This window comes from Mycobacterium sp., assembly GCF_029961025.1.
Lineage (GTDB): Bacteria > Actinomycetota > Actinomycetes > Mycobacteriales > Mycobacteriaceae > Mycobacterium.
Genome location: NZ_JASBVP010000009.1, coordinates 75,285 through 100,174, shown reverse-complemented (window position 1 = coordinate 100,174; position 24,890 = coordinate 75,285). Strand labels below are relative to the sequence as shown.

The 24,890-nt window shown below is 67.7% G+C and carries 21 protein-coding genes; 14 read left to right on the top strand and 7 right to left on the bottom strand.

All coding sequences use genetic code 11. The features are described from left to right. Positions 1-178: 178 nt before the first annotated feature. Genes uvrC through whiA form a run of 4 tightly spaced genes read left to right on the top strand, consistent with a single transcriptional unit; the run spans position 179 to position 5,110 of the window. Positions 179-2,149 (top strand): excinuclease ABC subunit UvrC, encoded by a 1,971-nt coding sequence (gene uvrC, locus QJR12_RS12655; protein WP_300582691.1) that lies wholly within the window; start codon positions 179-181, stop codon positions 2,147-2,149. Beyond that, positions 2,146-3,075: an RNase adapter RapZ gene (rapZ, locus tag QJR12_RS12650; protein ID WP_300582688.1), complete on the top strand. Its 930-nt coding sequence runs from the start codon at positions 2,146-2,148 to the stop codon at positions 3,073-3,075. Before uvrC ends, rapZ begins: the two co-directional genes overlap by 4 nt. Continuing rightward, on the top strand, positions 3,072-4,136 hold the full coding sequence (yvcK, locus tag QJR12_RS12645) for a uridine diphosphate-N-acetylglucosamine-binding protein YvcK (RefSeq protein ID WP_300582686.1): 1,065 nt from the start codon (positions 3,072-3,074) through the stop codon (positions 4,134-4,136). The genes rapZ and yvcK overlap by 4 nt, the downstream gene beginning before the upstream one ends. After that, positions 4,133-5,110, top strand: a complete 978-nt coding sequence (gene whiA, locus QJR12_RS12640; RefSeq protein WP_300582720.1) for a DNA-binding protein WhiA — start codon at positions 4,133-4,135, stop codon at positions 5,108-5,110. The genes yvcK and whiA overlap by 4 nt, the downstream gene beginning before the upstream one ends. Positions 5,111-5,131: 21 nt before the next feature. Here whiA and QJR12_RS12635 read toward each other — a convergent pair whose 3' ends face one another. Continuing rightward, on the bottom strand, positions 5,132-5,620 hold the full coding sequence (locus QJR12_RS12635; protein ID WP_300582684.1) for an RICIN domain-containing protein: 489 nt from the start codon (positions 5,618-5,620) through the stop codon (positions 5,132-5,134). A gap of 255 nt (positions 5,621-5,875) precedes the next feature. On the opposite strand from QJR12_RS12635, the gene QJR12_RS12630 reads away from it, so the two are divergent. The 6 genes from QJR12_RS12630 (at position 5,876) to secG (ending at position 12,588) form a co-directional block, all read left to right on the top strand. Further along, positions 5,876-7,645, top strand: a complete 1,770-nt coding sequence (locus tag QJR12_RS12630; RefSeq protein ID WP_300582682.1) for a DUF3556 domain-containing protein — start codon at positions 5,876-5,878, stop codon at positions 7,643-7,645. Next, positions 7,642-9,057 (top strand): NAD(P)/FAD-dependent oxidoreductase, encoded by a 1,416-nt coding sequence (locus QJR12_RS12625; protein ID WP_300582681.1) that lies wholly within the window; start codon positions 7,642-7,644, stop codon positions 9,055-9,057. Before QJR12_RS12630 ends, QJR12_RS12625 begins: the two co-directional genes overlap by 4 nt. A 148-nt stretch (positions 9,058-9,205) precedes the next feature. After that, on the top strand, positions 9,206-10,228 hold the full coding sequence (gene gap, locus QJR12_RS12620) for a type I glyceraldehyde-3-phosphate dehydrogenase (RefSeq protein WP_300582679.1): 1,023 nt from the start codon (positions 9,206-9,208) through the stop codon (positions 10,226-10,228). A 2-nt stretch (positions 10,229-10,230) separates the two neighbouring features. After that, positions 10,231-11,469, top strand: coding sequence for a phosphoglycerate kinase (locus QJR12_RS12615; RefSeq protein ID WP_300582677.1), 1,239 nt, complete (start codon positions 10,231-10,233; stop codon positions 11,467-11,469). Beyond that, entirely contained in the window at positions 11,466-12,251 is a 786-nt protein-coding gene (gene tpiA / locus QJR12_RS12610; protein WP_300582675.1) for a triose-phosphate isomerase, read from the top strand. The genes QJR12_RS12615 and tpiA overlap by 4 nt, the downstream gene beginning before the upstream one ends. A 103-nt stretch (positions 12,252-12,354) precedes the next feature. Continuing rightward, positions 12,355-12,588: a preprotein translocase subunit SecG gene (gene secG, locus QJR12_RS12605; RefSeq protein WP_300582674.1), complete on the top strand. Its 234-nt coding sequence runs from the start codon at positions 12,355-12,357 to the stop codon at positions 12,586-12,588. Positions 12,589-12,616: 28 nt separating this feature from the next. Here the strand turns inward: secG and QJR12_RS12600 are convergent, their stop codons facing one another. Genes QJR12_RS12600 through tkt form a run of 6 tightly spaced genes read right to left on the bottom strand, consistent with a single transcriptional unit; the run spans position 12,617 to position 19,532 of the window. Further along, positions 12,617-12,985 carry an ATPase gene (locus QJR12_RS12600; protein ID WP_300582672.1) on the bottom strand — a complete coding sequence of 123 codons (369 nt, stop codon included), beginning with the start codon at positions 12,983-12,985 and terminating at the stop codon, positions 12,617-12,619. Positions 12,986-13,018: 33 nt separating this feature from the next. Then, positions 13,019-13,762: a 6-phosphogluconolactonase gene (gene pgl, locus QJR12_RS12595; RefSeq protein WP_300582670.1), complete on the bottom strand. Its 744-nt coding sequence runs from the start codon at positions 13,760-13,762 to the stop codon at positions 13,019-13,021. Further along, entirely contained in the window at positions 13,759-14,670 is a 912-nt protein-coding gene (gene opcA / locus QJR12_RS12590; RefSeq protein ID WP_300582668.1) for a glucose-6-phosphate dehydrogenase assembly protein OpcA, read from the bottom strand. Before opcA ends, pgl begins: the two co-directional genes overlap by 4 nt. Before the next feature lie 48 nt (positions 14,671-14,718). After that, positions 14,719-16,284, bottom strand: a complete 1,566-nt coding sequence (gene zwf, locus QJR12_RS12585; RefSeq protein WP_300582666.1) for a glucose-6-phosphate dehydrogenase — start codon at positions 16,282-16,284, stop codon at positions 14,719-14,721. Further along, positions 16,281-17,399 (bottom strand): transaldolase, encoded by a 1,119-nt coding sequence (tal, locus tag QJR12_RS12580; RefSeq protein WP_300582664.1) that lies wholly within the window; start codon positions 17,397-17,399, stop codon positions 16,281-16,283. Before tal ends, zwf begins: the two co-directional genes overlap by 4 nt. A 42-nt stretch (positions 17,400-17,441) precedes the next feature. Beyond that, complete coding sequence (gene tkt, locus QJR12_RS12575) at positions 17,442-19,532, bottom strand: transketolase (RefSeq protein ID WP_300582663.1); 2,091 nt, start codon at positions 19,530-19,532, stop codon at positions 17,442-17,444. 280 nt (positions 19,533-19,812) lie between these two features. Between tkt and QJR12_RS12570 the strand changes: the two genes are divergently transcribed. The 4 genes from QJR12_RS12570 to QJR12_RS12555 all read left to right on the top strand — a co-directional run bounded on the left by QJR12_RS12570 (position 19,813) and on the right by QJR12_RS12555 (position 24,829). Then, positions 19,813-20,748: a heme o synthase gene (locus QJR12_RS12570; protein ID WP_300582717.1), complete on the top strand. Its 936-nt coding sequence runs from the start codon at positions 19,813-19,815 to the stop codon at positions 20,746-20,748. Between the two features lie 288 nt (positions 20,749-21,036). Further along, a complete protein-coding gene (locus QJR12_RS12565) occupies positions 21,037-22,557 on the top strand; it encodes a PPE family protein (protein ID WP_300582662.1) in 1,521 nt (506 codons plus the stop codon). A gap of 36 nt (positions 22,558-22,593) precedes the next feature. Beyond that, a complete protein-coding gene (locus QJR12_RS12560) occupies positions 22,594-23,766 on the top strand; it encodes a cupin domain-containing protein (protein ID WP_300582660.1) in 1,173 nt (390 codons plus the stop codon). Between the two features lie 91 nt (positions 23,767-23,857). Further along, a complete protein-coding gene (locus QJR12_RS12555; RefSeq protein WP_300582659.1) occupies positions 23,858-24,829 on the top strand; it encodes a hypothetical protein in 972 nt (323 codons plus the stop codon). Positions 24,830-24,890 lie beyond the last annotated feature (61 nt).

Below are 24,890 nucleotides of genomic sequence, written 5' to 3'. Positions count from 1 at the left end.
TGGGGTGATGGTCCGGCTCCTCCTCGGGCCGTTCCGGCCCGCACACTCGCCGGCTTGGGGTGATGGTCCGGCTCCTCCTCGGGCCGTTCCGGCCCGCATCGTCGCCGGCTTGGGGTGATGGTCCGGCTCCTCCTCGGGCCGTTCCGGCCCGCATCGTCGCCGGACTAGCCTGGAAAGAGTGCCAGATCCCGCCACCTATCGGCCCGCTCCCGGATCGATCCCGATCGAGCCGGGCGTCTACCGCTTCCGGGACCAGCACGGGCGAGTTATCTACGTCGGCAAGGCCAAGAACCTGCGCAGCCGGCTGACGTCCTACTTCGCCGACGTCGCCGGCCTGAACCCGCGCACCCGCCAGATGGTGACCACCGCCGCCAAGGTCGAGTGGACGGTGGTCAAGACCGAAGTCGAGGCGCTGCAACTGGAATACAACTGGATCAAGGAGTTCGATCCACGGTTTAACGTCCGTTACCGCGACGACAAGTCCTACCCGGTGCTGGCGGTCACGCTGGGCGAGGAGTACCCCCGGTTGATGGTGTACCGCGGGCCACGGCGCAAAGGAGTGCGCTATTTCGGGCCGTACTCGCATGCCTGGGCGATCCGGGAAACCCTGGACCTGCTCACCCGGGTATTCCCGGCCCGAACCTGTTCACCCGGGGTATTCAAGCGGCACAAGCAGATCGACCGCCCGTGCCTGCTCGGCTATATCGACAAATGCTCGGCTCCCTGCATCGGGCGGGTCAGCGCCGAGCGGCATCGTCGGATCGTGGAAGACTTCTGCGAGTTCCTGTCCGGCAAAACCGACCGGTTTGCCCGCAGTTTGGAGCAGCAGATGAACGCCGCCGCTGCGCAACTCGACTTCGAACGCGCCGCCCGGCTGCGGGATGACCTGTCCGCGCTGAAGCGGGCGCTGGAGAAGCAGGCCGTGGTCCTTGGCGACGGGACCGATGCCGACGTCATGGCGTTCGCCGAGGACGAGCTGGAAGCAGCGGTGCAGGTGTTTCACGTCCGCGGCGGCCGGGTTCGGGGACAGCGCGGCTGGATCGTCGAAAAGCCCAGTGATCCCGGTGATTCCGGCGAAGCCCGGTTGGTCGAGCAGTTCCTGACCCAGTTCTACGGTGAACAGGCCGAGTTGGAAGAAGCCGCCGACGGAGCCGCGAACCCGGTCCCCCGTGAGGTGCTGGTGCCCTGCCTGCCGCCCGACGCCGAGCAGTTGGCCGGTTGGCTATCGACACTGCGCGGCTCACGCGTGGTGCTGCGGGTGCCGCGGCGCGGGGATAAGCGGGCCCTGGCCGAAACAGTTGAACGAAACGCGAAAGAGGCGCTCCAGCAACACAAATTGAAACGTGCTGGGGACTTTAACGCTAGATCGGCTGCGCTGCAGAATATTCAGGAGGCATTGGGGCTTGCCGCGGCGCCGCTGCGTATCGAGTGCGTCGACATCAGCCATGTGCAGGGCACCGACGTGGTGGGCTCGCTGGTGGTGTTCGAAGACGGCCTGCCCCGCAAGTCGGATTACCGCCACTTCGCGATCCGGGAGGCCGCCGGGCAGGGCCGGTCCGATGACGTTGCCTCCATCGCGGAGGTGACTCGACGGCGTTTCATACGCCACATCCATGATTCGAAGATGCTTCCCCCCGAGGGGAAACCACGCAGATTCGGCTATCCGCCGAATCTGTACGTCGTCGACGGCGGCGCTCCGCAAGTCAACGCCGCCGCGGCGGTGCTCGACGAGCTCGGCATCGCCGATGTGGCGGTGATCGGCCTGGCTAAGCGCCTTGAAGAGGTGTGGGTGCCCTTCGAACCCGACCCGATCATTATGCCGCGCAACAGTGAGGGGCTCTATCTGTTACAACGGGTCCGCGACGAAGCGCACCGATTCGCCATCAGCTATCACCGCAGCAAACGTTCCAAGCGGATGACCGCGTCGGTGCTGGACTCGGTACCCGGGCTGGGTGAGCACCGCCGTAAGGCGCTGGTCCGGCATTTCGGATCGCTGGCGCGCCTGAAGGAGGCCACCGTCGAGGAGATCATCACGGTGCCGGGTATCGGTATCGCGACCGCCACGGCGGTGCTGGAAGCGCTGCGGGCCGCCCCCGGCGGCGGGGCCCCGGCGGCGGATAACCGGCTCGCCGAACGGGCTTCCGGATGACGGGTCAAAATACCGGCAAGGACCTGGTCGGCCAGTCCGACACTGGCTCCGGCGCAACCGGATCCGGCATCGACGTGGTCCTGGTGACGGGATTGTCCGGAGCCGGGCGCGGAACTGCCGCCAAGGTGCTTGAAGACCTCGGCTGGTATGTCGCTGACAACCTGCCCCCGCAACTGATCACCCGCATGGTGGACTTCGGGCTGGCGGCGGGATCGCGCATCACCCAGCTGGCGGTGGTGATGGACGTGCGCTCCCGCGGATTCACCGGCGACCTGGACTGGGTGCGCAACGACTTGGCCACCCGCAATATCACCCCCCGGGTCCTGTTCCTCGAGGCCGCCGACGATGCGTTGGTGCGTCGCTTCGAGCAGAGTCGTCGCAGCCATCCACTGCAGGGCGGGCAGACCCTGGCCGAAGGCATCGCCGCGGAACGCGAGATGCTGGCGCCGGTGCGCGCGACGGCCGACCTGATCATCGACACCTCGGCGCTGTCGGTGCGCGAGCTGCGGGAATGCGTCGAACGCGCATTCGGCGGCGAGGTGGTCGCGCACACCGCCGTGACGGTGGAATCGTTTGGCTTCAAGTACGGTCTACCGATGGACGCGGACATGGTGATGGACGTCCGGTTCTTGCCTAATCCGCACTGGGTGGACGAGTTGCGGCCGCACACGGGTCAACACCCGGCGGTGCGCGACTACGTGCTTCGCCAGAACGGCGCGGCAGAGTTCCTGGGCACCTACCATCGGTTGCTGTCCCTGGTTGTCGACGGCTATCGCAGGGAGGGGAAGCGCTACATGACCATTGCCATCGGCTGCACCGGCGGCAAGCATCGCAGCGTCGTGATCGCCGAGGAGTTGTCTCGGATGTTGCAAGCCAACCCGGCCCTGCGGGTGCGGGTGCTGCACCGGGATCTGGGCCGCGAATGAGCGTGGCACACAGCCCCGGCATTGTCGCCCTGGGCGGTGGGCACGGCCTGTATGCGACACTGTCGGCGGCTCGCCGCCTGACCCCGCACGTCACCGCGGTGGTAACCGTCGCCGACGACGGCGGTTCCTCGGGGCGCCTGCGCAACGAACTCGAGCTGGTGGTGCCGCCGGGCGATTTGCGGATGGCCTTGGCAGCGTTGGCGTCTGACAGCCCACACGGGCGGCTGTGGGCAACCATCCTGCAGCATCGGTTCGGCGGTAGCGGGGCCCTGGCCGGACACCCCATCGGCAACCTGCTGCTGGCCGGCCTCAATGAGGTGCTGGCCGACCCGGTCGCCGCCCTCGACGAACTCGGCCGCATCCTCGGCGTTACCGGCAGGGTGCTGCCGATGTGCCCGGTTGCCCTGCAGATCGAGGCCGATGTCGCCGGCCTGGAGGCCGACCCGCGGATTTTCCGGCTGATCCGCGGTCAGGTGGCGATCGCGACCACACCGGGCAAAGTGCGCCGGGTGCGGTTGTTACCCGCCGACCCGCCGGCCACTCCGCAGGCCGTGGACGCGATCATGGCCGCCGACCTGGTGGTGTTGGGCCCCGGCTCGTGGTTCACCAGCGTGATCCCGCACGTGTTGGTGCCGGGACTGGCGGCCGCGCTGCAGGCCACCAGCGCCCGACGGGCGCTGGTGCTCAACCTGGTGGCAGAACCCGGGGAGACGGCCGGCTTCTCGGTGGAGCGTCACCTGCATGTGCTTGCACAGCATGCGCCGGGCTTTACCGTGCACGACATCATCATCGACGCCGAGCGCGTGCCCAGTGAGCGTGAGCGGGAGCAACTGCGCCGTACCGCAACGCTGTTCGAAGCCAAGGTGCACTTCGCCGACGTCTCCAGACCTGGTACATCTTTACATGACCCGGCCAAGCTGGCGGCGGCGCTGGATGAGGTGCGGGCCTCCGGCGCCGGACCGGCGGTGACCGCCCCGCTGCGTGTCGACAGTGAACGTCAACAGGCTGGCGAGCCGGGACTGGGAGCTAGCGGACCAAGGGGTGACGGCGCGTGGCGATGACGTCCGAAGTCAAAGACGAGTTAAGCCGGCTGGTGGTGACTTCGGTCAGCGCGCGGCGTGCCGAGGTGAGTTCTTTGCTGCGGTTCGCCGGTGGGCTGCAAATCGTGGGCGGCCGCGTCGTCGTTGAGGCCGAGGTGGATTTGGGCAGCACCGCCCGCCGGTTGCGGCAGGAAATCTTCGAGTTGTTCGGCTACACGGCGGCCGTGCATGTGCTGTCGGGTGGCGGGTTGCGCAAGCAGGCCCGCTATGTGTTGCGGGTCGCCAACGAGGGTGAGTCGCTGGCCCGCCAAACCGGACTGCTGGATGCACGGGGGCGTCCGGTACGCGGCCTGCCCGCACATGTTGTCGGCGGCAGCATCGCTGATGCGGAAGCCGCTTGGCGGGGGGCGTTTTTGGCGCACGGATCACTGACAGAGCCGGGGCGCTCATCGGCGCTGGAGGTCAGCTGTCCGGGGCCGGAGGCCGCACTGGCGCTGGTGGGGGCGGCGCGCCGGTTGGGGATCAGCGCGAAGGCCCGCGAAGTGCGCGGCGCCGATAGGGTGGTGGTGCGTGACGGCGAGGCGATCGGTGCGCTGCTGACCCGGATGGGTGCCCAGCAAACACGGCTGGTCTGGGAGGAGCGCCGCAGGCGCCGGGAGGTGCGCGCGACGGCCAACCGGCTGGCTAACTTCGACGATGCGAATCTGCGCCGCTCGGCACGGGCGGCGGTGGCTGCGGCCGCTCGGGTGGAGCGCGCCCTGGAGATCCTCGGTGACGCGGTTCCCGATCACCTGGCCGCCGCCGGCAAGCTGCGCATCGAGCACCGGCAGGCTTCGCTGGAAGAACTGGGCCGACTGGCTGATCCGCCGATGACGAAAGATGCTGTGGCGGGCCGTATTCGGCGCCTTCTGTCGATGGCAGACCGCAAGGCGAAGGTGGAGGGCATTCCCGACACCGAATCGGCGGTGACCCCGGATCTGCTCGAAGATGCTTAGCCGAGCCGCGTCTTCAGCCGATCAGGAAACGCTATCCCACTGCTCGTCTTCCACACCGGGGATGCAATGGTAGGCGATTACCGGTGTCCCGGGGTTGGCCACCCCGCCATAGATGTTGAGGCAGGGGCCGAGGGCGCTGGTGACCTGGCCGTCGGGCCGGTGATTCCAGCGCTGGTTGTCGGCATTGGCCCGGCAGGCCGAGAGCACCACCGGGGTGTCATCCGCGGCGCCGGCGATGTTGACGCATTGCCCGGGGAAGGCCACGCTCTCGATCTGACCGCCAGGGGTGAAGTCCCAGAGTTGCGACTTCGCGCCGGTGCACGGGTTGACCATGGTCGCGGTGTTGTTCCCGTTCGGAGCGTCAAAGCACCAATTGCCTGCCAATCGGCTCTTCAACTGGACCGGCCCGGCGGCACTTGCCACACCGGCGCCGAGCAGCGTAACGGCCACCACCGCGCCGGCCACCGCAGGGATCCGGCGCACCCCGCCCACCGATCGCGACACCGGCATTTTGGCTCCATTCTCTCGTCCGGCAACCGCACCTACCATATGTGGTGCAGGTTACCCCGAAACCACCACCCGTACAGCCGATCGCCGCACCTGGGACGGGCCGGCTACCACGCACGCAGGGTGCCATCCCGGCATCGGCTGCGTGCGCCCTCGACGAGGAACCAAAGGAACCGAAGAATTCCGGCACGATGTTGACTCAGCGTATCCACCAAGTGATTTCACGCTAAAATCCTTTTCACTTCGAACGAGGCGGTCATGGGGTTCATCACACCGGAACTTCCCGACGTCGACCGCGACAGCTGGTCCACGCTGCCGCGGGCCACCCGACTACAAGTCGTGACCCGGCACTGGGTGGAGCACGGCTTCGGTACCCCGTATGCGATCTATCTGCTCTACCTGGTCAAAATCGCGGGCTATATCGCCGGTGCCGCAGCGGTCATCTCGGTTACCCCCGGCCTGGGCGGGCTCGGCCACGTCAGCGGATGGTGGGCGCAGCCGATCGTCTACCAGAAGGTTGTCATCTTCAGCCTGCTGTTCGAGGTGACCGGCCTCGGCTGCGGGTCCGGCCCGCTGACCGCACGGTTCTGGCCGCCGATCGGCGGATTCCTATACTGGTTGCGACCCAACACGATTCGGCTACCACCCTGGCCGAACAAGATCCCGTTGACGGCGGGTGACACGCGCACCGTCGTCGATGTCGGGCTGTATGCCCTAGTGTTGCTCTCCGGGGCGGCGGCCCTGCTCGCACCCGGGCACCCCGGGCGCGGCAGCCCGCCCGACACCATCGGCATGATCAATCCCGTTGTGGTGGCGCCGATCATCGTCATCCTGGCGCTGCTGGGGCTGCGCGACAAGACCATTTTCCTGGCCGCCCGCGCCGAACACTACTGGCTGACGCTGTTCGTGTTCTTCTTCAGCTACACCGATCAGATCGCAGCGTTTAAAATCATCATGCTCGGCCTGTGGTGGGGAGCGGCGACCTCCAAGCTCAACCACCACTTCCCGTACGTGGTCGCAGTGATGACGAGCAACAACGCGCTGCTGCGGCCCAAGATATTCCGCTGGTTCAAGCATCGGCTCTACCGTGATCCGGTCAACGATCTGCGCCCCACCTGGTTGCCGAAGCTGATGGCCCATGTTGGCGGCACCACCGCGGAGTTCCTGGTGCCCGGTGCGCTGGTCTTCTTCGCCGACGGCCACCCGTGGCGGTGGTTCCTCATCGCGTTCATGGTGATCTTTCACCTCAACATCATTTCCAACCTCCCGATGGGAGTTCCGTTGGAGTGGAACGTGTTCTTCATTTTCTCGCTCCTCTACCTGTTCGGGCGTCACAGCGATATCCGGGTCTACAGTCTGCAGTCACCGCCGCTGTTGGCCATCCTGCTGATCGGGCTGGCCGTGGTGCCGATCGCGGGAAATCTGTTGCCCAGACAGATCTCGTTTTTGCCCGCGATGCGCTACTACGCCGGGAACTGGGCTACCAGTGCGTGGTGTTTCCGCACGGGCGCCGAAGACCAGATCGAAGCCGACATCATCAAAAGCTCGGCACTGACCACCAGGCAGCTGGGTAAGCTCTACGACCCGGTCACCGCGGAAATCATCACCGACAACGGGGCGGCCTTCCGGTCGATGCACCTTCACGGCAGGGCGCTCAACGGCCTGCTGCCCCGCGCGTTGGGAGACCAGGCAGGCGAATCCGACTATGCCATCCGCGAGGGCGAGCTCATCGCCGGCGCCCTGGTCGGCTGGAACTTCGGCGAAGGCCACCTGCACAACGGACAGCTGCTCGAGGCGGTGCAGCGCCGTTGCCGGTTCGAGGACGGTGACGTGCGGGTCATCGTCCTGGAGGGTCAGCCCATCCACACCGGGCGGCAGTGGTACGGGATCTACGACGCCAAGACCGGGCTGATCGAGGAAGGCTATGTCAAGATCGCCGACATGCTGACCCGGCAGCCCTGGCCCGAGCCCACTGATGAGTTCCCGGTCCAGCTCATCGCCCGCCACAGAGACGCCGCGCAGCGATGACGACCGCGGTTGTCGTCGGCTCCGGGCCTAACGGTCTGGCGGCCGCGATCTATCTGGCCCGCAACGGCGTCGAGGTGCAGGTGCTGGAGTCTGCCGACACCATCGGCGGGGGAGCGCGGTCGGGAGAGCTGACGGTTCCGGGCGTCATCCACGACCACTGCTCGGCGGTTCACCCGCTGGGAGCGGGCTCGCCGGTATGGCAGCAGTTCAACCTGAAACGCTTCGGGTTGACCTGGAAATGGCCGGAGATCGACTGTGCGCACCCGCTGGACGACGGCAGCGCGGGTGTGCTGTGGCGATCGCTGGACCGCACCGCCGCCGGCCTGGGGTCCGACGGCCCCCGGTGGCGAGCGGCCCTGGCCGACCTGGTGGCCGGTTTCGACGACTTGGCCCACGACCTTTTGCGACCGGTGATCACCATTCCGCGGCACCCAATCCGGCTGGCGGCCTTCGGGTCGCGGGCGGTGCTTCCGGCCGCGGTGATGGCCCGCTGGTTCGGCACCGAGCAGGGGCGCGCCCTGTTCGGGGGCGCGGCCGCCCACATCTTCACCCGCCTGGACCGGCCGCTGACCGCGTCGTTGGCGTTGATGTTGCTGGCCGGCGGGCACCGGTACGGCTGGCCGGTCGCCGAAGGCGGATCGGGGTCGATCACCGCCGCCCTGGCCGCCGCACTGCACCACCACGGCGGGGCCGTCACCACCGGCGTCACCGTCACCGATCGCAAAGACATCCCCGATGCCGACATCGTGATGCTCGACGTCAGCCCGGCCGCGGCGTACCGGATCTATGGCGACCTCATGCCGGCCCGGATTCGACGGTCCTATCGGCGCTATCGCGAAGGCTCGTCGGCGTTCAAGGTCGACTTTGCCGTCGACGGCGACGTCCCCTGGACCAATCCCGAGTGCGGTCGTGCGGGCACCGTCCACCTCGGGGGCGGTTTCGCCGAGATCGCGCACACCGAACGCCAGCGGGCGGAGGGCCGGATGCCACAGCGACCGTTCGTGCTCGTCGGACAGCAGTACCTGGCCGACCCGTCGCGTTCCGCGGGCAACATCAACCCGGTCTGGGCCTACGCGCATGTGCCGTTCGGCTACCGGGGCGACGCCACGGCCGCCGTCATCGACCAGATCGAACGGTTCGCGCCGGGCTTTCGGGACCAGGTCATCGCCACCGTCAGCAAGTCCCCCGCCGAGCTGCAGGCCGAGAACCCCAACTTCGTCGGCGGGGACATCATCGGCGGCGCCAATGACCGGCTGCAGCTGCTGTTTCGCCCCCGGGTGGCCATCGACCCGTACTTCACCGGCGTGCCCGGCGTCTACCTCTGCTCGCAATCCACCCCGCCGGGCGCGGGTGTGCACGGGCTGTGCGGCTACCACGCCGCGCGATCGGCGCTACGACGCCTGCGTAGGTGATCCGGGCAGGAGCAGGGCGGTGGAGCGGCTTGCGGCCGGACGCCTGCCGGTACCATCCATGGCGGGCTGGACGCCGGCCGGGAACGAGCGTCGGGAGCATCTAGGCTGGCGACGAGCGGTTCATAACGCAGGCAGCAAGGAGAGACACGTGACGGTCCGGGTAGGCATCAACGGGTTCGGCCGCATCGGCCGCAACCTCTATCGGGCCCTCTTGGCGCAGCAGGCCCAGGGCTCCGGGACTGACATCGAGGTGGTCGCCGTCAACGACATCACCGACAACGCCACCCTGGCGCATCTGCTGAAATTCGACTCCATCCTGGGCCGGCTGCCCCAGAACGTCAGCCTCGAGGGCGAGGACACCATCGTCGTCGGCGACGCCAGGATCAAGGCGCTGGAGATCCGGGAAGGCCCGGCGGCGATGCCGTGGCGCGATCTGGGGGTCGATATCGTCGTCGAGTCCACCGGCCGGTTCACCGACGCCGCCGCGGCCCAGGGCCACCTGCGCGCCGGCGCGAAGAAGGTGATCATCTCGGCCCCGGCCACCAAGGCGGACATCACCATCGTGCCCGGTGTCAACGACGACAAGTACGACGGCAGCCAAAACATCATCTCTCTCGCATCGTGCACCACCAACTGCCTGGCGCCGCTGGCCAAGGTGCTTCACGACGAGTTCGGCATCGTGCGGGGCTTGATGACCACGGTCCACGCCTACACCCAGGACCAAAACCTGCAGGACGGGCCGCATCGCGACCTGCGGCGCGCCCGCGCGGCCGCGGTCAACATCGTGCCGACCTCCACCGGCGCCGCCCGGGCGATCGGGTTGGTGCTGCCCGAACTCAACGGCAAGCTCGACGGGTACGCGCTGCGGGTACCGGTTGTCACCGGTTCGGTCACCGACCTGACCGCCGAGTTGTCCAAACCGGCCAGCGTCGAGCAGATCAACGCCGCCTACAAGGCCGCCGCCGAGGGCCGGCTCAAAGGCATCCTCAAGTACTATGACGCGCCGATCGTGTCGACCGACATCGTCACCGACCCGCACAGCTCGATCTTCGACGCCGGTTTGACCAAGGTGATCGACACCCAGGCCAAGGTGGTGGCTTGGTACGACAACGAGTGGGGCTACTCCAACCGTGTGGTCGACATGGTGGACCTGGTCGGCAAGTCGCTCTAGCCGTGACCGTCAAATTACTCGAAGACCTTCTGGCCGAAGGGGTTTCAGGCCGCGGGGTGCTGGTGCGCTCCGACTTGAACGTCCCGCTCGACGACGCCGGCGCCATCACCGATCCGGGTCGCATCGCCGCGTCGGTTCCTACGCTGAGAACGCTGGTCAACGCCGGCGCCAAGGTGGTGGTCGTCGCGCACCTGGGACGTCCCAAAGACGGCCCCGACCCGAGGTTGTCGTTGGCTCCGGTGGCCGTGGCCCTGAGCGAGCACTTGGGGCAGCCGGTGCAGTTGGCCGGTGACGTCGTGGGGCCCGACGCGCGGGCTCGCGCCGAGCGCCTTTCCGCGGGCGGCGTGCTGTTGCTGGAGAACGTTCGCTTTGATCCGCGCGAGACCAGCAAGGACGACGCGAAGCGGCTTGCTTTTGCTCGACAACTAGCCGAATTAGTCGGGGAGAAAGGCGCTTTCGTGTCCGACGGGTTCGGCGTGCTGCACCGCAAGCAGGCTTCGGTCTACGACGTCGCCACGCTGCTACCGCATTATGCCGGCACGCTGGTGGCCACCGAAGTCAACGTGTTGCAGCAGTTGACTCGTTCAACCCAACGGCCTTACGCCGTGGTGCTGGGCGGGTCGAAGGTATCCGACAAGCTTGGGGTGATCGAACGGCTGGCGACCCGAGCCGACAGCATCCTCATCGGCGGCGGCATGTGTTTCACGTTTCTTGCCGCGCAGGGTTTTCCGGTTGGCAAATCGCTTCTGGAACACGGGATGGTCGATACCTGCCGCCGACTGCTCGACAGCTACGCCGACGTGCTGCGGCTGCCGGTGGACATCGTGGTGGCCGCGAGTTTCGCTGCCGATTCACCATCGGAAACCGTTGCCGTGGATCGTATTCCGGAAGATAAGATGGGCCTCGACATCGGGGCGGGCTCGGTGGCGCGGTTCGCCAGGCTGTTATCCAACGCGAAGACGATCTTCTGGAACGGCCCGATGGGGGTATTCGAGTTCCCGGCGTTCGCCGCCGGCACCAAAGGCGTCGCCCAGGCGATCGCCGCCGCGACCGCTAAGGGCGCCTTCAGCGTGATCGGCGGCGGCGACTCGGCGGCCGCGGTGCGCGCGCTCGGCCTGCCCGAGAATGGCTTCTCACACATCTCCACCGGGGGCGGCGCGTCGCTGGAATACCTTGAGGGCAAGCCGCTGCCCGGCCTGGAAGTGCTGAGCGGTCCCGCCGGACACCAAGGAGACTCGTGATCCGCAAACCGCTGATCGCCGGCAACTGGAAGATGAACCTCAACCACTTCGAGGCGATCGCGCTGGTGCAAAAGATCGCGTTCTCGCTGCCGGACAAGTACTACGACAAAGTTGACGTCGCGGTGCTGCCGCCGTTCACCGGCCTGCGCAGCGTGCAAACCCTGGTCGACGGCGACAAACTGCGGTTGGGCTACGGGGCGCAGGACCTCTCCCCACACGACTCGGGCGCCTACACCGGTGACATCAGCGGGGCCTTTCTGGCCAAGCTCGGTTGCAGCTACGTCATTGTCGGCCATTCCGAGCGGCGCAGCTACCATCGGGAGGACGACGCACTGGTGGCCGCCAAGGCCGCCGCAGCACTCAGGCACGGGCTGACCCCGATCGTCTGTGTCGGCGAAGACCTGCAGGTGCGGGAAGCCGGTGACCACGTCACCCACAACGTTGAGCAGCTCCGCGGGTCGCTGGCCGGGTTGTCGGCTCCGCAAATCGGCGCCGTGGTCATCGCCTATGAGCCGGTTTGGGCGATCGGAACCGGTCGGGTGGCCGGCGCGGCCGACGCCCAAGAGGTGTGCGCGGCGATCCGCGAAGAACTCCGGGCACTGGCATCACCGCAGCTCGCCGAGACCGTCCGGGTGCTCTACGGCGGATCGGTGAACGCGCAGAACATCGGCGATATCGTCGCTCAGGCCGACATCGATGGTGCGCTGGTGGGCGGGGCGTCGCTGGACGGGGGGCAGTTCGCGACCATCTGCGCCGTCGCGGCCGGCGGACCGATACCGTAGCCGCCCGCGAAATCGGCGGGCGGGAAACCGGACCCGATGGCCGCCGCAACCGGTGCCTCCCCGCTGGCGGGCGGGTGAGCCCCTATTCGGTAAGGTGACCGTCATGGAGTTGGCGCTGCAGATCATCCTGGTCATCACCAGCGTGCTGGTGGTGCTGCTGGTGCTGCTGCACCGCGCCAAGGGCGGCGGCTTGTCGACACTGTTCGGCGGCGGCGTGCAGTCGGCCCTGTCCGGCTCGACGGTGGTGGAGAAAAACCTCGACCGGTTGACCTATTTCATCACCGGCATCTGGTTGGTCGCCATCATCGGGATGGCCCTGTTGATCAAGTACCGCTGACCCGTCGCGCCCAACGCGGGCCGACGGCTTAGCGCGCGGCCCGATTCCGCACCGCTTTGAGCACGCCGCGCACCGCGTGCTCGGTCACCAGGATCGGCGACATCAGCGCCTCGGTGAGATCGACGATGTGCTCGACCCGGGTGACGACGGCCGCCACCCGGTCGACGACGCCGTCCAGCCTGGGCCCGAGCTCATCGAGTTTGCCCAGGGCGATGTTGAGGTGCTTAAGGCTGTCCTCGAAGGTGTCCCGGGTCCGGTTAAGGGCCGAAAGCGACGTGTTCATGTCGGCCAGCACGGCCTCCAGTTGCTGCACCGTCAGGTCGGCGTTCAGCGCGGCCTGCGCGAGTGTTTTGAAGCGCTGCCGCTCGGCGCCGGTGCGGGCAGGTTTATCCGCCATGAGCGTATTGTCCGCCCCGGCCCGATCGAGCGGCTAGCCGGACAGCCCGGCCGCCGCCGCGGTGTCGAGCAGCCAGACGGTTTTCTCGCGGCCTACCGCTCCGGCTGCCGGGATCGACACCGGGTCGGCGCCGCCGAGGGCCGCGGCCACCGCCGCCGCTTTCTCCGGTCCGGACACCAACAGCCACACCTCGCGGGAACGCCGGATCGCGGGAAGTGTCAACGTGATTCGCTGTGGTGGTGGTTTGGGGGAGTCGACAACCCCCAGCACCATCCTGGTGGTTTCGCGCACTGCGGCACTGTGTGGGAACAGCGAGTTGACGTGGCCCTCGGGTCCGACGCCCAGCAGGTGAACGTCGAAGTCCGGCGCGGGATCGCCCGGTTGGGCGTGGGCCGCCAGAACCCGCTCGTAGGCCGCTGCGGCGGCGGCCAGGTCAGTGCCGAACTCGCCGTCGCTAGCCGCCATCGCGTGCACATTTCCCGCCGGGATATCGATGCGATCCAGCAAAGCCTCCCGGGCCTGTTTCTCGTTGCGCTGGTCGTCGTCTCGGGGAACAAAGCGCTCGTCACCCCAGAAAAGGTGCACCCTCGACCAGTCGACCCGATGCGGGTGCGCGTCGAGGTAGCGCAGCACCGCGATGCCGTTACCCCCGCCGGTGAGCACAATCAGCGCTTTCCCCCGGGCCGACACCGCACCCTCGACGGCGTCGACCAATCGATTACCCGCGACCGCGACCAGGGTGCCGTTATCCGCATAGGTCTCGACGACGGTGTTCACAGGTACTGCACCGCGTTGATGCCGTTGAGGGCCTCGAAATAGATGTCGTCAGGGTTGAGCCGCCGCAGGTCTTCGGCAAGGCACTCCCGGGTTTCCCTGCGCCCCAAGGGGACCAGGGCGTCCGGCCGGGCGGTCCGGCTGATCGTGGCGATCACCCCGTCTTGGGGCCGGCTGAGTGTGATGGTCTCGGTTTCGCGCGCCAACTCGACCTTCAGCTCACCGGCCGCGCGGCGCACCGGCGCGTCGAGCCGGCTGGCCAGCCAGCCGGCCAACAGATCCAGTGCGGGCTCGGTCGGCAAACCGGACACCAGTGCCGAGGTGATCCGCTCGTACGGCGGCCGGTCGAGCGTCGAGGTGAGCAGCGCCCGCCAGTAGGTGATGCGGCTCCAGGCCAGATCGGTGTCCCCGGGTGTGTATCCGGGCAATCGGCTCTTGATCGTCGCCAGCGGGTCGGCGCTATCGGTCGCGTCGGTGATGCGCCGGATCGCCAACCTGCCCAGGGCGTCTTGGGCCGGGACCGCCGGAGCGCTCCCCGGCCACCACGCCACCACCGGGATGTCGGGCAGCAGGAATGGCATGACGACGCTGTCGGCGTGAGCCGCGAGCGGCCCGGACAACCGCAGCACCACCACCTCGCCGGCGCCGGTGTCACGACCGACCCGTAGCTGGGCGTCCAGCCGTGGGTCGGCGGCCTGCGGGTCGGTGGTCAATACGACGATCACGCGGCTGGGGTGTTCGTGGCTGGCGAAGTTCGCCGCCTCGACGGATTCCTCGACCAGCGTGTCGGTATCCGGCGCGATGATCAGGGTCATCACCCGGCCGAGCGTCACCGCGCCGGCTCTCACGCGTAACTCGTCCAGCCTCTTGTTGACCGCGGTGGTGCTGGTGTCCGGCATGTCGATGATCACAAGCGCCGCTCCTCCTCATCGCTTCGCTCTGCATCGTCGCGGCGCGGATCACGGCCGCCGCCACTCCCGTCCGGAGCGGCGCAGCATCTCAAAAGACGATGCCGGGCCCCAGGTGCCCGCCTCATACGGATCGGGTTTGCCGTGCTCCGCCCACCGGTCGAGAATCGGATCGATTATCTGCCAAGCCAGTTCGACTTCCTGGTTGACCGGGAACAGGGACGGCTCACCGAGTAGCACGTCGAGGATAAGCCGTTCGTAGGCCTCCGGCGAGTCTTCGGCGAACGCCGAGCCGTAGGAAAAGTCCATCGTGACGTCGCGAACCTCCATTGCGGTGCCCGGCACCTTGGACCCGAACCGCAGCGTGACTCCTTCATCGGGCTGTATCCGGATCACCAGGGCGTTGGCGCCGAGTTCGTCGGTCATGGTCGCATCGAACGGCAGATGCGGAGCGCGTTTGAAGACCAGTGCTATCTCGGTCACCCTGCGGCCCAGCCGTTTTCCGGTGCGCAGATAAAACGGCACCCCGGCCCAGCGACGGGTGTTCACTTCCAGGGTGATGGCGGCGAACGTCTCGGTGGTGGAGTCCTTCGAGAACCCTTCCTCATCGAGCAGCCCGACCACTTTCTGGCTTCCCTGCCAGCCGGCCGTGTACTGGCCGCGGCTCGTGGTCTCCTCCAGCGGTTGTGCGAGCGAAGTCGCGGACAGCACTTTTATCTTTTCGGCTTGCAGCTGCGCGGGCTGAAAGCTCACCGGCGCCTCCATTGCGGTCAGCGCCAGCAGCTGCATCAAATGGTTCTGGATGACGTCGCGGGCGGCGCCGATGCCGTCATAGTAGCCGGCCCGTCCTTCAAGCCCGATGTCTTCGGCCATGGTGATCTGCACATGGTCGACGTAGTGGGCGTTCCAGATCGGGTCGAAAAGCTGATTGGCGAACCGCAGGGCCAGGATGTTCTGCACCGTCTCCTTGCCCAGGTAGTGGTCGATGCGAAAGACCGACTCCTCCGGAAAGACGGAGTTGACCACCTTGTTGAGTTCCCGTGCGCTCTGCAGGTTGTGGCCGAAAGGTTTCTCGATGACCACCCGGCTCCACCTGCCGTTTTGCGCCCGCGCCAGTCCGGAGCGGTGCAGCTGCTGGCATACGACCGGAAAGGCTTTGGGCGGAATCGCGAGATAAAAGGCGTGGTTACCGCGGGTGCCGCGCTCGGCATCGAGCTTCTCCAGTGTCTCGGCAAGCCGGGAGAACGCGCTGTCGTCGTCGAAGGTGCCTTGCACGAACCGGATTCCCTCGGCCAGCCGATCCCATACCACTTCACGAAATGGGGTCCGCGCATGTTCCTTGACAGCCTGATACACCTCGGCACCGAAATCCTCATGGTCCCACTCCCGGCGGGCGAAACCCACCAGCGCGAACCTCGGTGGTAGCAAGCCGCGATTGGCCAGATCGTAAATGGCCGGCATCACCTTCTTTCGCGCCAGGTCCCCGGTGACACCGAAAATCACTACACTACACGGTCCGGCGATCCGAGGCAGTCGCTTATCTCGCTTGTCCCGCAGCGGGTTACGCCATTGACCAGCGGTACCCGCAGATTGCGTCCGGATGCCGGCGGAACTCATTTGGTGGCAGAGTTAAGTTGGGCGCCGGTTTCCCTGAGCAGCTCTTCCCAGGATGCGACGAACTTCTCCACTCCCTGGTTTTCCAGCACGGCGAACACGTCGGGCAGCTCGACCCCAACCGCTTGCAGCTCGTCGAACACCTGCCGTGCTTCGGCGGCACGGCCGCTGACGGTGTCGCCGGTAATAACACCGTGATCGGCCACGGCGTCGAGGGTCTTCTCCGGCATGGTGTTCACCGTGTTAGGGGCGACCAGCTCGGTGACATAGAGCGTGTCGGGATAGTTTGGGTTCTTGACACCGGTCGACGCCCACAGCGGCCGCTGCACCCGAGCGCCGTCAGCCTTGAGTTTTTCAAAGCGGCGCCCGCCAATGAAAACGTCCTGGTATGCCGCGTACGCCAGCCGCGCGTTGGCCACCCCGGCCCGGCCCCGCAGGGCCAACGCCCGCTCAGTGCCGATCTTTTCCAGCCGTTTATCGATCTCGGTGTCTACCCGGGAAACGAAAAACGATGCCACGGAGTGAATTTTAGCTAGATCGTGTCCGGCATCCCTGGCTTTTTCCAGTCCGCTCAGATAGGCGTCCATCACGGCGCGATAGCGCTCGACGGAGAAGATCAGCGTCACGTTGACCGAAACCGCTTCCGCCAGTACCGCGGTGATCGCCGGAAGGCCGGGCTCGGTCGCCGGGATTTTGATGAGCAGGTTGGGCCGGTTGACGATCTTCCACAGCTCGACAGCCTGCTGGATGGTCTTGTCGGTGTCGTGGGCCAGCCGGGGATCGACCTCGATCGACACCCGCCCATCGACGCCGTCGGAGGCCTCCCATTGCGGCTTGAGCACATCGCAGGCCATGCGCACGTCGTCGGTCGTGACGGTGCGAACGGCGGCATCCACGTCGGCACCGCGCTCGGCCAGCTCGGCGATCTGGGCGTCGTAAATATTGCTTTCCGCCAGCGCTTTTTGAAAGATCGTGGGATTACTGGTGACACCGACAACGCTTTTGGTGTCGATCATCTCTTGCAGGCTGCCGGACGTGATTCGCTCCCGAGATAAATCGTCCAGCCAGACCGATACGCCCGCCGCGCTCAAGGCGGCCAGGTTGGGATTTTGACTCATCGTGGTGCCCTTCGTGTTGAGGATGCTTATGGCGCGAGCAGCTCAGTTGTCCAGCGCCCGTTCGGCAGCCGCTGCGACGGCTTCCGGGGTGAAGCCGAATTCCCGGAACAACGTCTGGTGATCCGCGGACTCTCCGTAGTGTTCGATGGACACGATCTGCCCGGTGTCGCCGACCCACTTATGCCAGCACTGCGCCACACCCGCCTCCACGGCGACGCGTGCCGATACCGCCGGGGGCAGCACGCTGTCCTGGTAGTCATACGGCTGAGACTCGAACCACTCCACGCACGGCATCGACACCACCCGGGCGATAATATCCTTGTCTCGCAGGAGTTTCTGTGCCGCAACGGCGATCTGCACTTCCGAGCCGGTCGCGATCAGGATGACGTCGGGTTCGGTGCCGCCGTCATCGCCCAGGATGTAGCCGCCGCGCGCGACGCCTTCGGCGCTGGTGCCGTCCAGCACGGGGACCGCCTGCCGGGTCAGGATCAGCCCGACCGGACCGCCGCCGTTACCGCGTGCCAGGATGGCGCGCCACGCGTAGGCGGTCTCGTTGGCGTCGGCCGGTCGCACCACCGACAACCGGGGGATCGCGCGCAGGGCCGCCAGGTGTTCGATCGGCTGGTGGGTTGGACCGTCCTCGCCCAAACCGATGGAATCATGTGTCCACACGTAGATGGTGTCGATGCCCATCAGCGATGCCAGCCGCACCGACGGGCGCATGTAATCGGAGAACGTCAAGAAGGTGCCGCCGTAGGCACGAGTCGGGCCGTGCAGCACGATGCCGGAGAGGATCGCCCCCATTGCGTGCTCCCGGACACCGAAGTGCAGCACGCGACCATACCAGTTCGCGGTGAATTCCTTGGTCGAGATCGATGGCGGCCCGAACGAGTCCGCGCCCTTGATGGTGGTGAGGTTGCTCTCGGCAAGGTCGGCCGAACCGCCCCACAATTCGGGTAACTTCGGCCCCACCGCGGCAAGCACGGCTCCGGACGCTTTCCGGGTGGCGACCGGTTCGGAATCCGGTTGCCAGTGCGGCAATTCCGCGTCCCAGCCGTCGGGCAGCCCCTTCGCCATCAGCCGGTCCAGCAGCTTCTTGCGTTCGGGTTCGCGCTGGGCCCACGCGTCGAAGTCGGCCTGCCAGCGTTGGTGTGCCTGCTTACCGCGGTCGATCAGCGTGCGGGTGTGGGCGAGAACATCGTCACTGACCTGGAAGGTCTTGTCCGGATCGAATCCGAGGATCTTTTTGGTGGCGGCGACCTCCGCCTCTCCGAGGGCCGCGCCGTGCGCCTTGCCGGTGTTCATCAGATTCGGCGCGGGATAGCCGATGATCGTGCGCAGTTCGATGAACGACGGCCGGTCGGTGACGGCTTTCGCGTTGGCGATCGCCTCCTCGATGCCGACCACGTTCTCGCCGCCCGTCACCTGTTGCACATGCCAGCCGTAGGCCCGGTAGCGGGCGGCGGTGTCCTCACAGAGCGCGATCGTGGTGTCGTCCTCAATGGAGATCTTGTTGTTGTCGTAGAACACGATGAGGTTGCCGAGTTGCTGGACCGCGGCCAGCGATGAGGCCTCCGAGGTCACGCCCTCCTCGATATCGCCGTCGGAGGCGATCACGTAGATGTAGTGGTCGAACGGGCTGGTGCCGGGGGCGGCGTCGGGGTCGAACAGGCCGCGTTCGTAGCGGGCCGCCATCGCCATCCCGACCGCCGACGCCAGGCCCTGCCCGAGCGGCCCGGTGGTGATCTCCACCCCGGGGGTGCGGCCGAACTCCGGGTGTCCGGGGGTCTTGGATCCCCAGGTGCGGTACGACTCGATGTCGGACAGCTCCAGACCGAATCCGCCGAGGTAGAGCTGGATGTAGAGGGTCAGGCTGCTGTGCCCCGCCGACAGCACGAACCGGTCGCGGCCCAGCCACGTGGTATCGCCCGGGTCGTGGCGCATCACCCGCTGAAACAGGGTGTACGCCAGCGGGGCGAGGCTCATTGCCGTCCCCGGATGCCCGTTGCCGACTTTTTGGACCGCGTCGGCCGCCAGCACGCGGATGGTGTCGACCGCGGCCGAGTCGACATCGGTCCAGTCGTCGGGATGATGCGGGCGGGTCAGCGCGGAGATGTCTTCGAGTGTGGTCACAACCTCAGTCCTCACGTCGACAAGCTGGTACATGCCCACCCTAGTGCGGCAGTTTAGCCAGCCACGCATGCCGGGGATTCGCGCCCACGACGGCAGCAAAGCCGTCGGGCGAGCGGAGGGATCCGACCCTCGCGAACGATCACCGCAGCCGGTGCGTCTACCATCGCCTGTAGTAGTCGCCGCGCGCTACTGCGACCCGAGGAGTAATTGCGTGAGCGTTCGCGGGCGCGTTGCGCCGAGTCTGGAAATCGGATGCGCCGGGCAGCCACCCCGCTCCGGGCTGGGGTGGGGGCCCGGGCACCGCTCGTTCGCCGAGACGAGCCGGGCGCTGCGGCGGGCGTTACTGGCGTACGTCGCGCTGACCAAGCCGCGGGTCATCGAGCTGTTGGTGGTCACCGCGATCCCGGCGATGCTGCTCGCCGAGCGTGGTACGGTCAGGCCGCTGCTGGTGTTAAACACCCTGGTCGGCGGGATGCTGGCCGCTGCGGGCGCCAACACGCTCAATTGCGTGGCCGACGCGGACATCGACAAGGTGATGAAGCGCACCGCGCGCCGACCGCTGGCGCGCGCAGCGGTGCCGACCCGAAACGCGCTGGTGTTCGGGGTGGCGTTGAGTGTCGGCTCGTTCTTCTGGCTGTGGCGGCTGACGAATCTGCTGTCGGGGCTGTTGGCCGTCGCCACCATTGCGTTCTACGTGTTCGTCTACACCCTGGTGCTCAAGCGCCGCACCCCGCAGAACGTCGTGTGGGGCGGGGCGGCCGGTTGTATGCCGGTGATGATCGGCTGGTCGGCGGCGACCGGCACCATTAGCTGGCCGGCGCTGGTGATGTTCGCGATCATCTTCTTCTGGACGCCGCCGCACACCTGGGCCCTGGCCATGCGCTACAAGGACGATTACCAAGCCGCCGGGGTCCCGATGCTCCCCGCAGTGGCCACCGAGCGCCAGGTCACCAGGCAGATCATGGTCTACACCTGGCTAACGGTGCTCGCGACCCTGGTGCTGTGCCTGGCGACCGGCTGGTTGTACGCGGTGCTCGCCGTGGCGGCCGGGGCGTGGTTCGTGACGATGGCCCACCAGCTGCACGCCGGGGTTCACCGCGGTGAGCCGGTCAAACCGCTGCGACTGTTCTTGCAGTCCAACAACTACCTCGCGGTGGTGTTTTGTGCGGTGGCGCTCGACTCGGCGCTGGGGCTGCCCACCCTGCTGGGCGGCTGATCGCCCGGCCCCGCCGCATACCCCATACCCCGACACCGTCTTGTCCTCAGAACACGGTGTCGTATTCAATGCGCTTGCAATGCGCTTGTGGCCCGCCCGGCCCGGTTGTAGCAGCCGATTCGCCGGTCACGGACGGGTCCGCGGCGCCGCCCGTACCCACCACCGATCCGAAGGACCCGCGATGACACTGCGCGTCAGTCCCCACGGCCCGGCCGCTGCGGCGGTGCGGCTCAGCCGGCGAACGGTGGCGCACGCGGCCGCTTTGGCGTGGTGTTCGGTTGGGCCCCGATGACCGCGCCGGTGTGGATGGCCTTTCCGCCGGAGGTGCATTCGGCGTTGCTGTCCAGCGGCCCGGGACCCGGTTCGTTGCTGGCCGCGGCGGGGGCGTGGACGTCGCTGAGCACGGAATACGCCTCCGTGGCCGAGGAGCTCGGCGCGATCTTGTCGGCGGTGCAGGCGGGCGCCTGGCAGGGCCCCAGCGCGGAGTCGTATATTGCCGCCCACGTGCCGTATCTGGCGTGGCTGACGCAGGCCAGCGCGAACAGCGCGGCGGTGGCCGCCGGCCATGAGACCGCTGCCGCCGCCTACACCGGCGCCCTGGCCGCGATGCCCACCCTAGCGGAGCTGGCCGCCAATCACGCGACCCACGCGGTGCTGGTGGCGACGAACTTTTTCGGCATCAACACCATCCCGATCGCGCTGAACGAGGCCGACTATGCGCGGATGTGGGTTCAGGCGGCCACCACCATGAGCACCTATCACGCCGTCTCCACCGCCGCGGTGGCCGCGGCGCCACACACCGACCCGGCGCCGCAAATCCAAAAGTCCACCGGCAACAGTAGCAGCAGCTCCGACACCCAAGACATTATCGATAACGACAACGGGAACCCAGGCCAGTTGAGCTGGTGGATAAACCGAGTTCTCGAAATCCTCCTCACCTTGAGGCGGGATTTCTCGGAGTTCCCGTCAAATCCTTCCGGGGCGATATCGCAGTTGCTGAGCGACATCCCGGCACTTATCGCAGATGAGTTTACCCATGTGATCGAAGCCATCACCTATTACGCCCCGGAATTGACGGTGGCCGCGCTGGGCCTGACCCTCGCCAACCCGGCCTCTGGGGCCGGCTTCGCCGGGCTGGCCGGGCTGGCTGCCGTTCAACCTGTTGCGCCCGTGGTCGCGCCGACGCCGGCGCCCGTCGCGGCTGCACCCCTGACGTTACCGGCCCCCGTCATCGCCCCAGTGCTGGCAGCACCCGTCGCGGCTCCCGCCACGGCGCCGGCCCCTGCCCCAGCGCCCGCGCCGAGCACCGTCGTGAGTTCCCCGCCGGCGCCGCCGCCCACGCCGCCGGTCGCCAGCGCGGGTTTTATGCCGCCCTACGCGATAGCGCCGCCCGGGATCGGCGTCGATTCGGGGATGAGCGCCAGCGCCAGCGCCGCCGCCAAACGAAAGACGCCGACACCCGAGACGGCCGCGACGGCGGCCGCGGCCGCCGCCCGGGAGCAGGCCCGGGCGCGCCGGCGCCGGCGCGCCAAGCGCCGCGGGTACGGCGACGAGTTCATGGATATGAACATCGGGGTCGACCCGGACTGGGGCGAACCACTGGATGGAGAGCCGGTCATCGCGGCGGTCTCCGATCGCGGCGCCGGCAACCTGGGGTTCGCCGGCACCGCGCGCCAGGAGGCCGCCGGGGAGGCGGCCGGGCTGCTCACCCTCGTCGGCGACGCGTTCGGGGAGGGTCCGACGACCCCGATGGTGCCCGCTAGCTGGCACCGCGACGGACCCACCGAGAAGGGGGCAGCGGATGACTGAGGACGGGAGGTTGCCGTCGAGTTTTCGCTAGCCTGGTTGCTGCAGCCGCTCGCGGTGCAGACCTTTCTCGACGAGATTTGGGGCGTGACGCACCGCCACATCAAGCGTAGTTGCGTGGGCTACTTCGATTGCCTGCTGCCCGGGGCCGCGTCGGTCGAGGACCTGGTGCAGGTGTTCCGGTCGGAGCCGTCGGCGGTGCGCCTGGTCAGAGGCCACGAGAAAAAGGGCCCGGAGAACTATCGGCTGGCCGACGGCAGTCTCGATGTCGCCGCCGTTCATCGCGATTTCGCCGACGGCTACACGATCGTTTTGGACAGCGTCGAGCGGTACGCGCGCGCAATTGCCCTGTTGGCTCACTCCATCGAGGTCGAGCTGAACTACGCAACCCAGGTAAACGCCTACCTGACTCCCCCCGGCTCACAGGGCTTTCTTCCCCACTACGACGACCACGACGTGGTGATCCTTCAGGTCCGGGGCCCCAAGGACTGGCGGCTGTATGACACCGTGATGCCGCCGCACCTCATGCAGCGCCAAGAGCCGGTGGCGGTAGCCGGCCTCCGGCCTCCGGCCGAGCTGCGTCTGGAGGCCGGTGACGTGCTGTACCTGCCGCGCGGCCAGGTCCATGCGGCCCGGGCAATCTCGCAGCCCTCCATCCACCTGACCGTCGGGATCCACGCGCCCACCGTGTACGCGCTCCTCGCGCGGGTACTGGACTCGATGAGCCGGCGCGATGACCGGCTGCACACCCAGCTGCCGCCGCGGCACCTCGACGACGCGGACGCCCGGGCGGGGGTGAGCGTTCTCGTGCGGGACCTGGTCACCGCGTTCGGCGATCCGGGTGTCCTCGCGGACGGTCTGGACGCCCTGGCGGATCTCCTGGTCCGGCGCGGCCGCTGCCCGCCGGTCGGACCCGCGATCGGCGCGGTCGCGATCGACGGACACACCCGGGTGGTGAAGTATCAGCCGCTGTATTCCCGGGTGACGACGCACCCCGGCGGCGTCGCCCTGCATTTTGCCCAATTGTCGATCACCGCCGGCCCCGACCACGAAGCCGCGATGCTGTTCGTCTCCCGCAGCACCCGGCCGTTTCGGGTGGGTGAGCTGCCGGGGTTGCGGGCGGCGCAGCAGACCGAGCTGGCCCGCACGCTGATCACCAGCGGATTCCTTCGCCGGCTGCCCGACGGTGAAGGCGTACAGCCGCCCGCATGACCCGAGACAACGTCCACTGCCGTGAGCACCGGCCGCTGCGGGCGCGCCGGGCCGTGACGCGATACCCGCCGGCACGCGGCGGCCCCGGCTGATGGAACTCGCCGACCTCGCCCGTTGGACACCGGTCAGACTGGACTTTTCCGGGCCCGTCCCGGCCGTCGACTGGGCAGACCTTTCCGCGGAGCGCTTCGCCGAGCCGTTCTTCGATCAAACGGTCGTCCGCTGGGCGGCCGGCCCGCGGGCGCGGCCGCTGGTACGCACCGGGCTGGAAGCGCTCGTCGCTCTCGACGGCGAGCCGTCGCTCGAGCCGGCGGGCATCATCTTTCACCTCTCGCGGTGCGGGTCGACGGTGGTGTCCCGGTTGCTGGGCACCCTGCCCGGTGTCGTCGTGCTCGCCGAGCCGACGCCCCTCAACGCCCTGCTGCGGGCCCTCCCGGGCCTCGAACCCGATCGGGCCGGCGGGGCGGCGCCGGCCCGGCTTGTCCGGCTGCTGGTGCGGGCGCTTGGCCGCTGCCGGCACGGGGACGAGCGGCGGCTGGTGCTCAAATGCTCGAGCTGGGCCATTCGCCGCCGGGTGCTGCTGGCCGCCGCGTTCCCGGACACCCCCTGGGTCTGGGTCCAGCGCGACCCGGTGCGCGTGCTGGCCTCGCTGCTCGCCGAACCCCCGGGCTGGCTCGGGTTTCAGGCCGCGCCGGCTCTGGCCGCCCGGCTTTTCGGACTGGACCCCGCCGCCGTTGCGGCCATGGGACGCACCGAGTTCGCGGGCCGTGCGCTGGGGGCCATGCTGGAGGCGGCGCTCGCCGACCCGGCGGGGCGCCTCTGCGTCGACCATGCCGAGCTGCCCGCCGCGGTGTGGAACCGGGTGGCCCCGCATTTCGGGCTCGAAATCGACCCGGCGGCACTTCGGCAGATGATCGAAGAGTCCCGCCTTTACGCCAAGGATCCGGGCCGTCGGATCTTTGCCGGCGACGACCCTAAGCGGCGTCCGATCACCGAAGCCATGCGGGAGGCCGCGCGGTGCTTCGCCGAGCCGGGCTATCGCGCGCTGGCGTCGTGCGGATAGCGCAGGCCGACTCCGCCGGCGGCACAGTGACACAATCCGGGTGGGCCACCCGGTGGCCGCG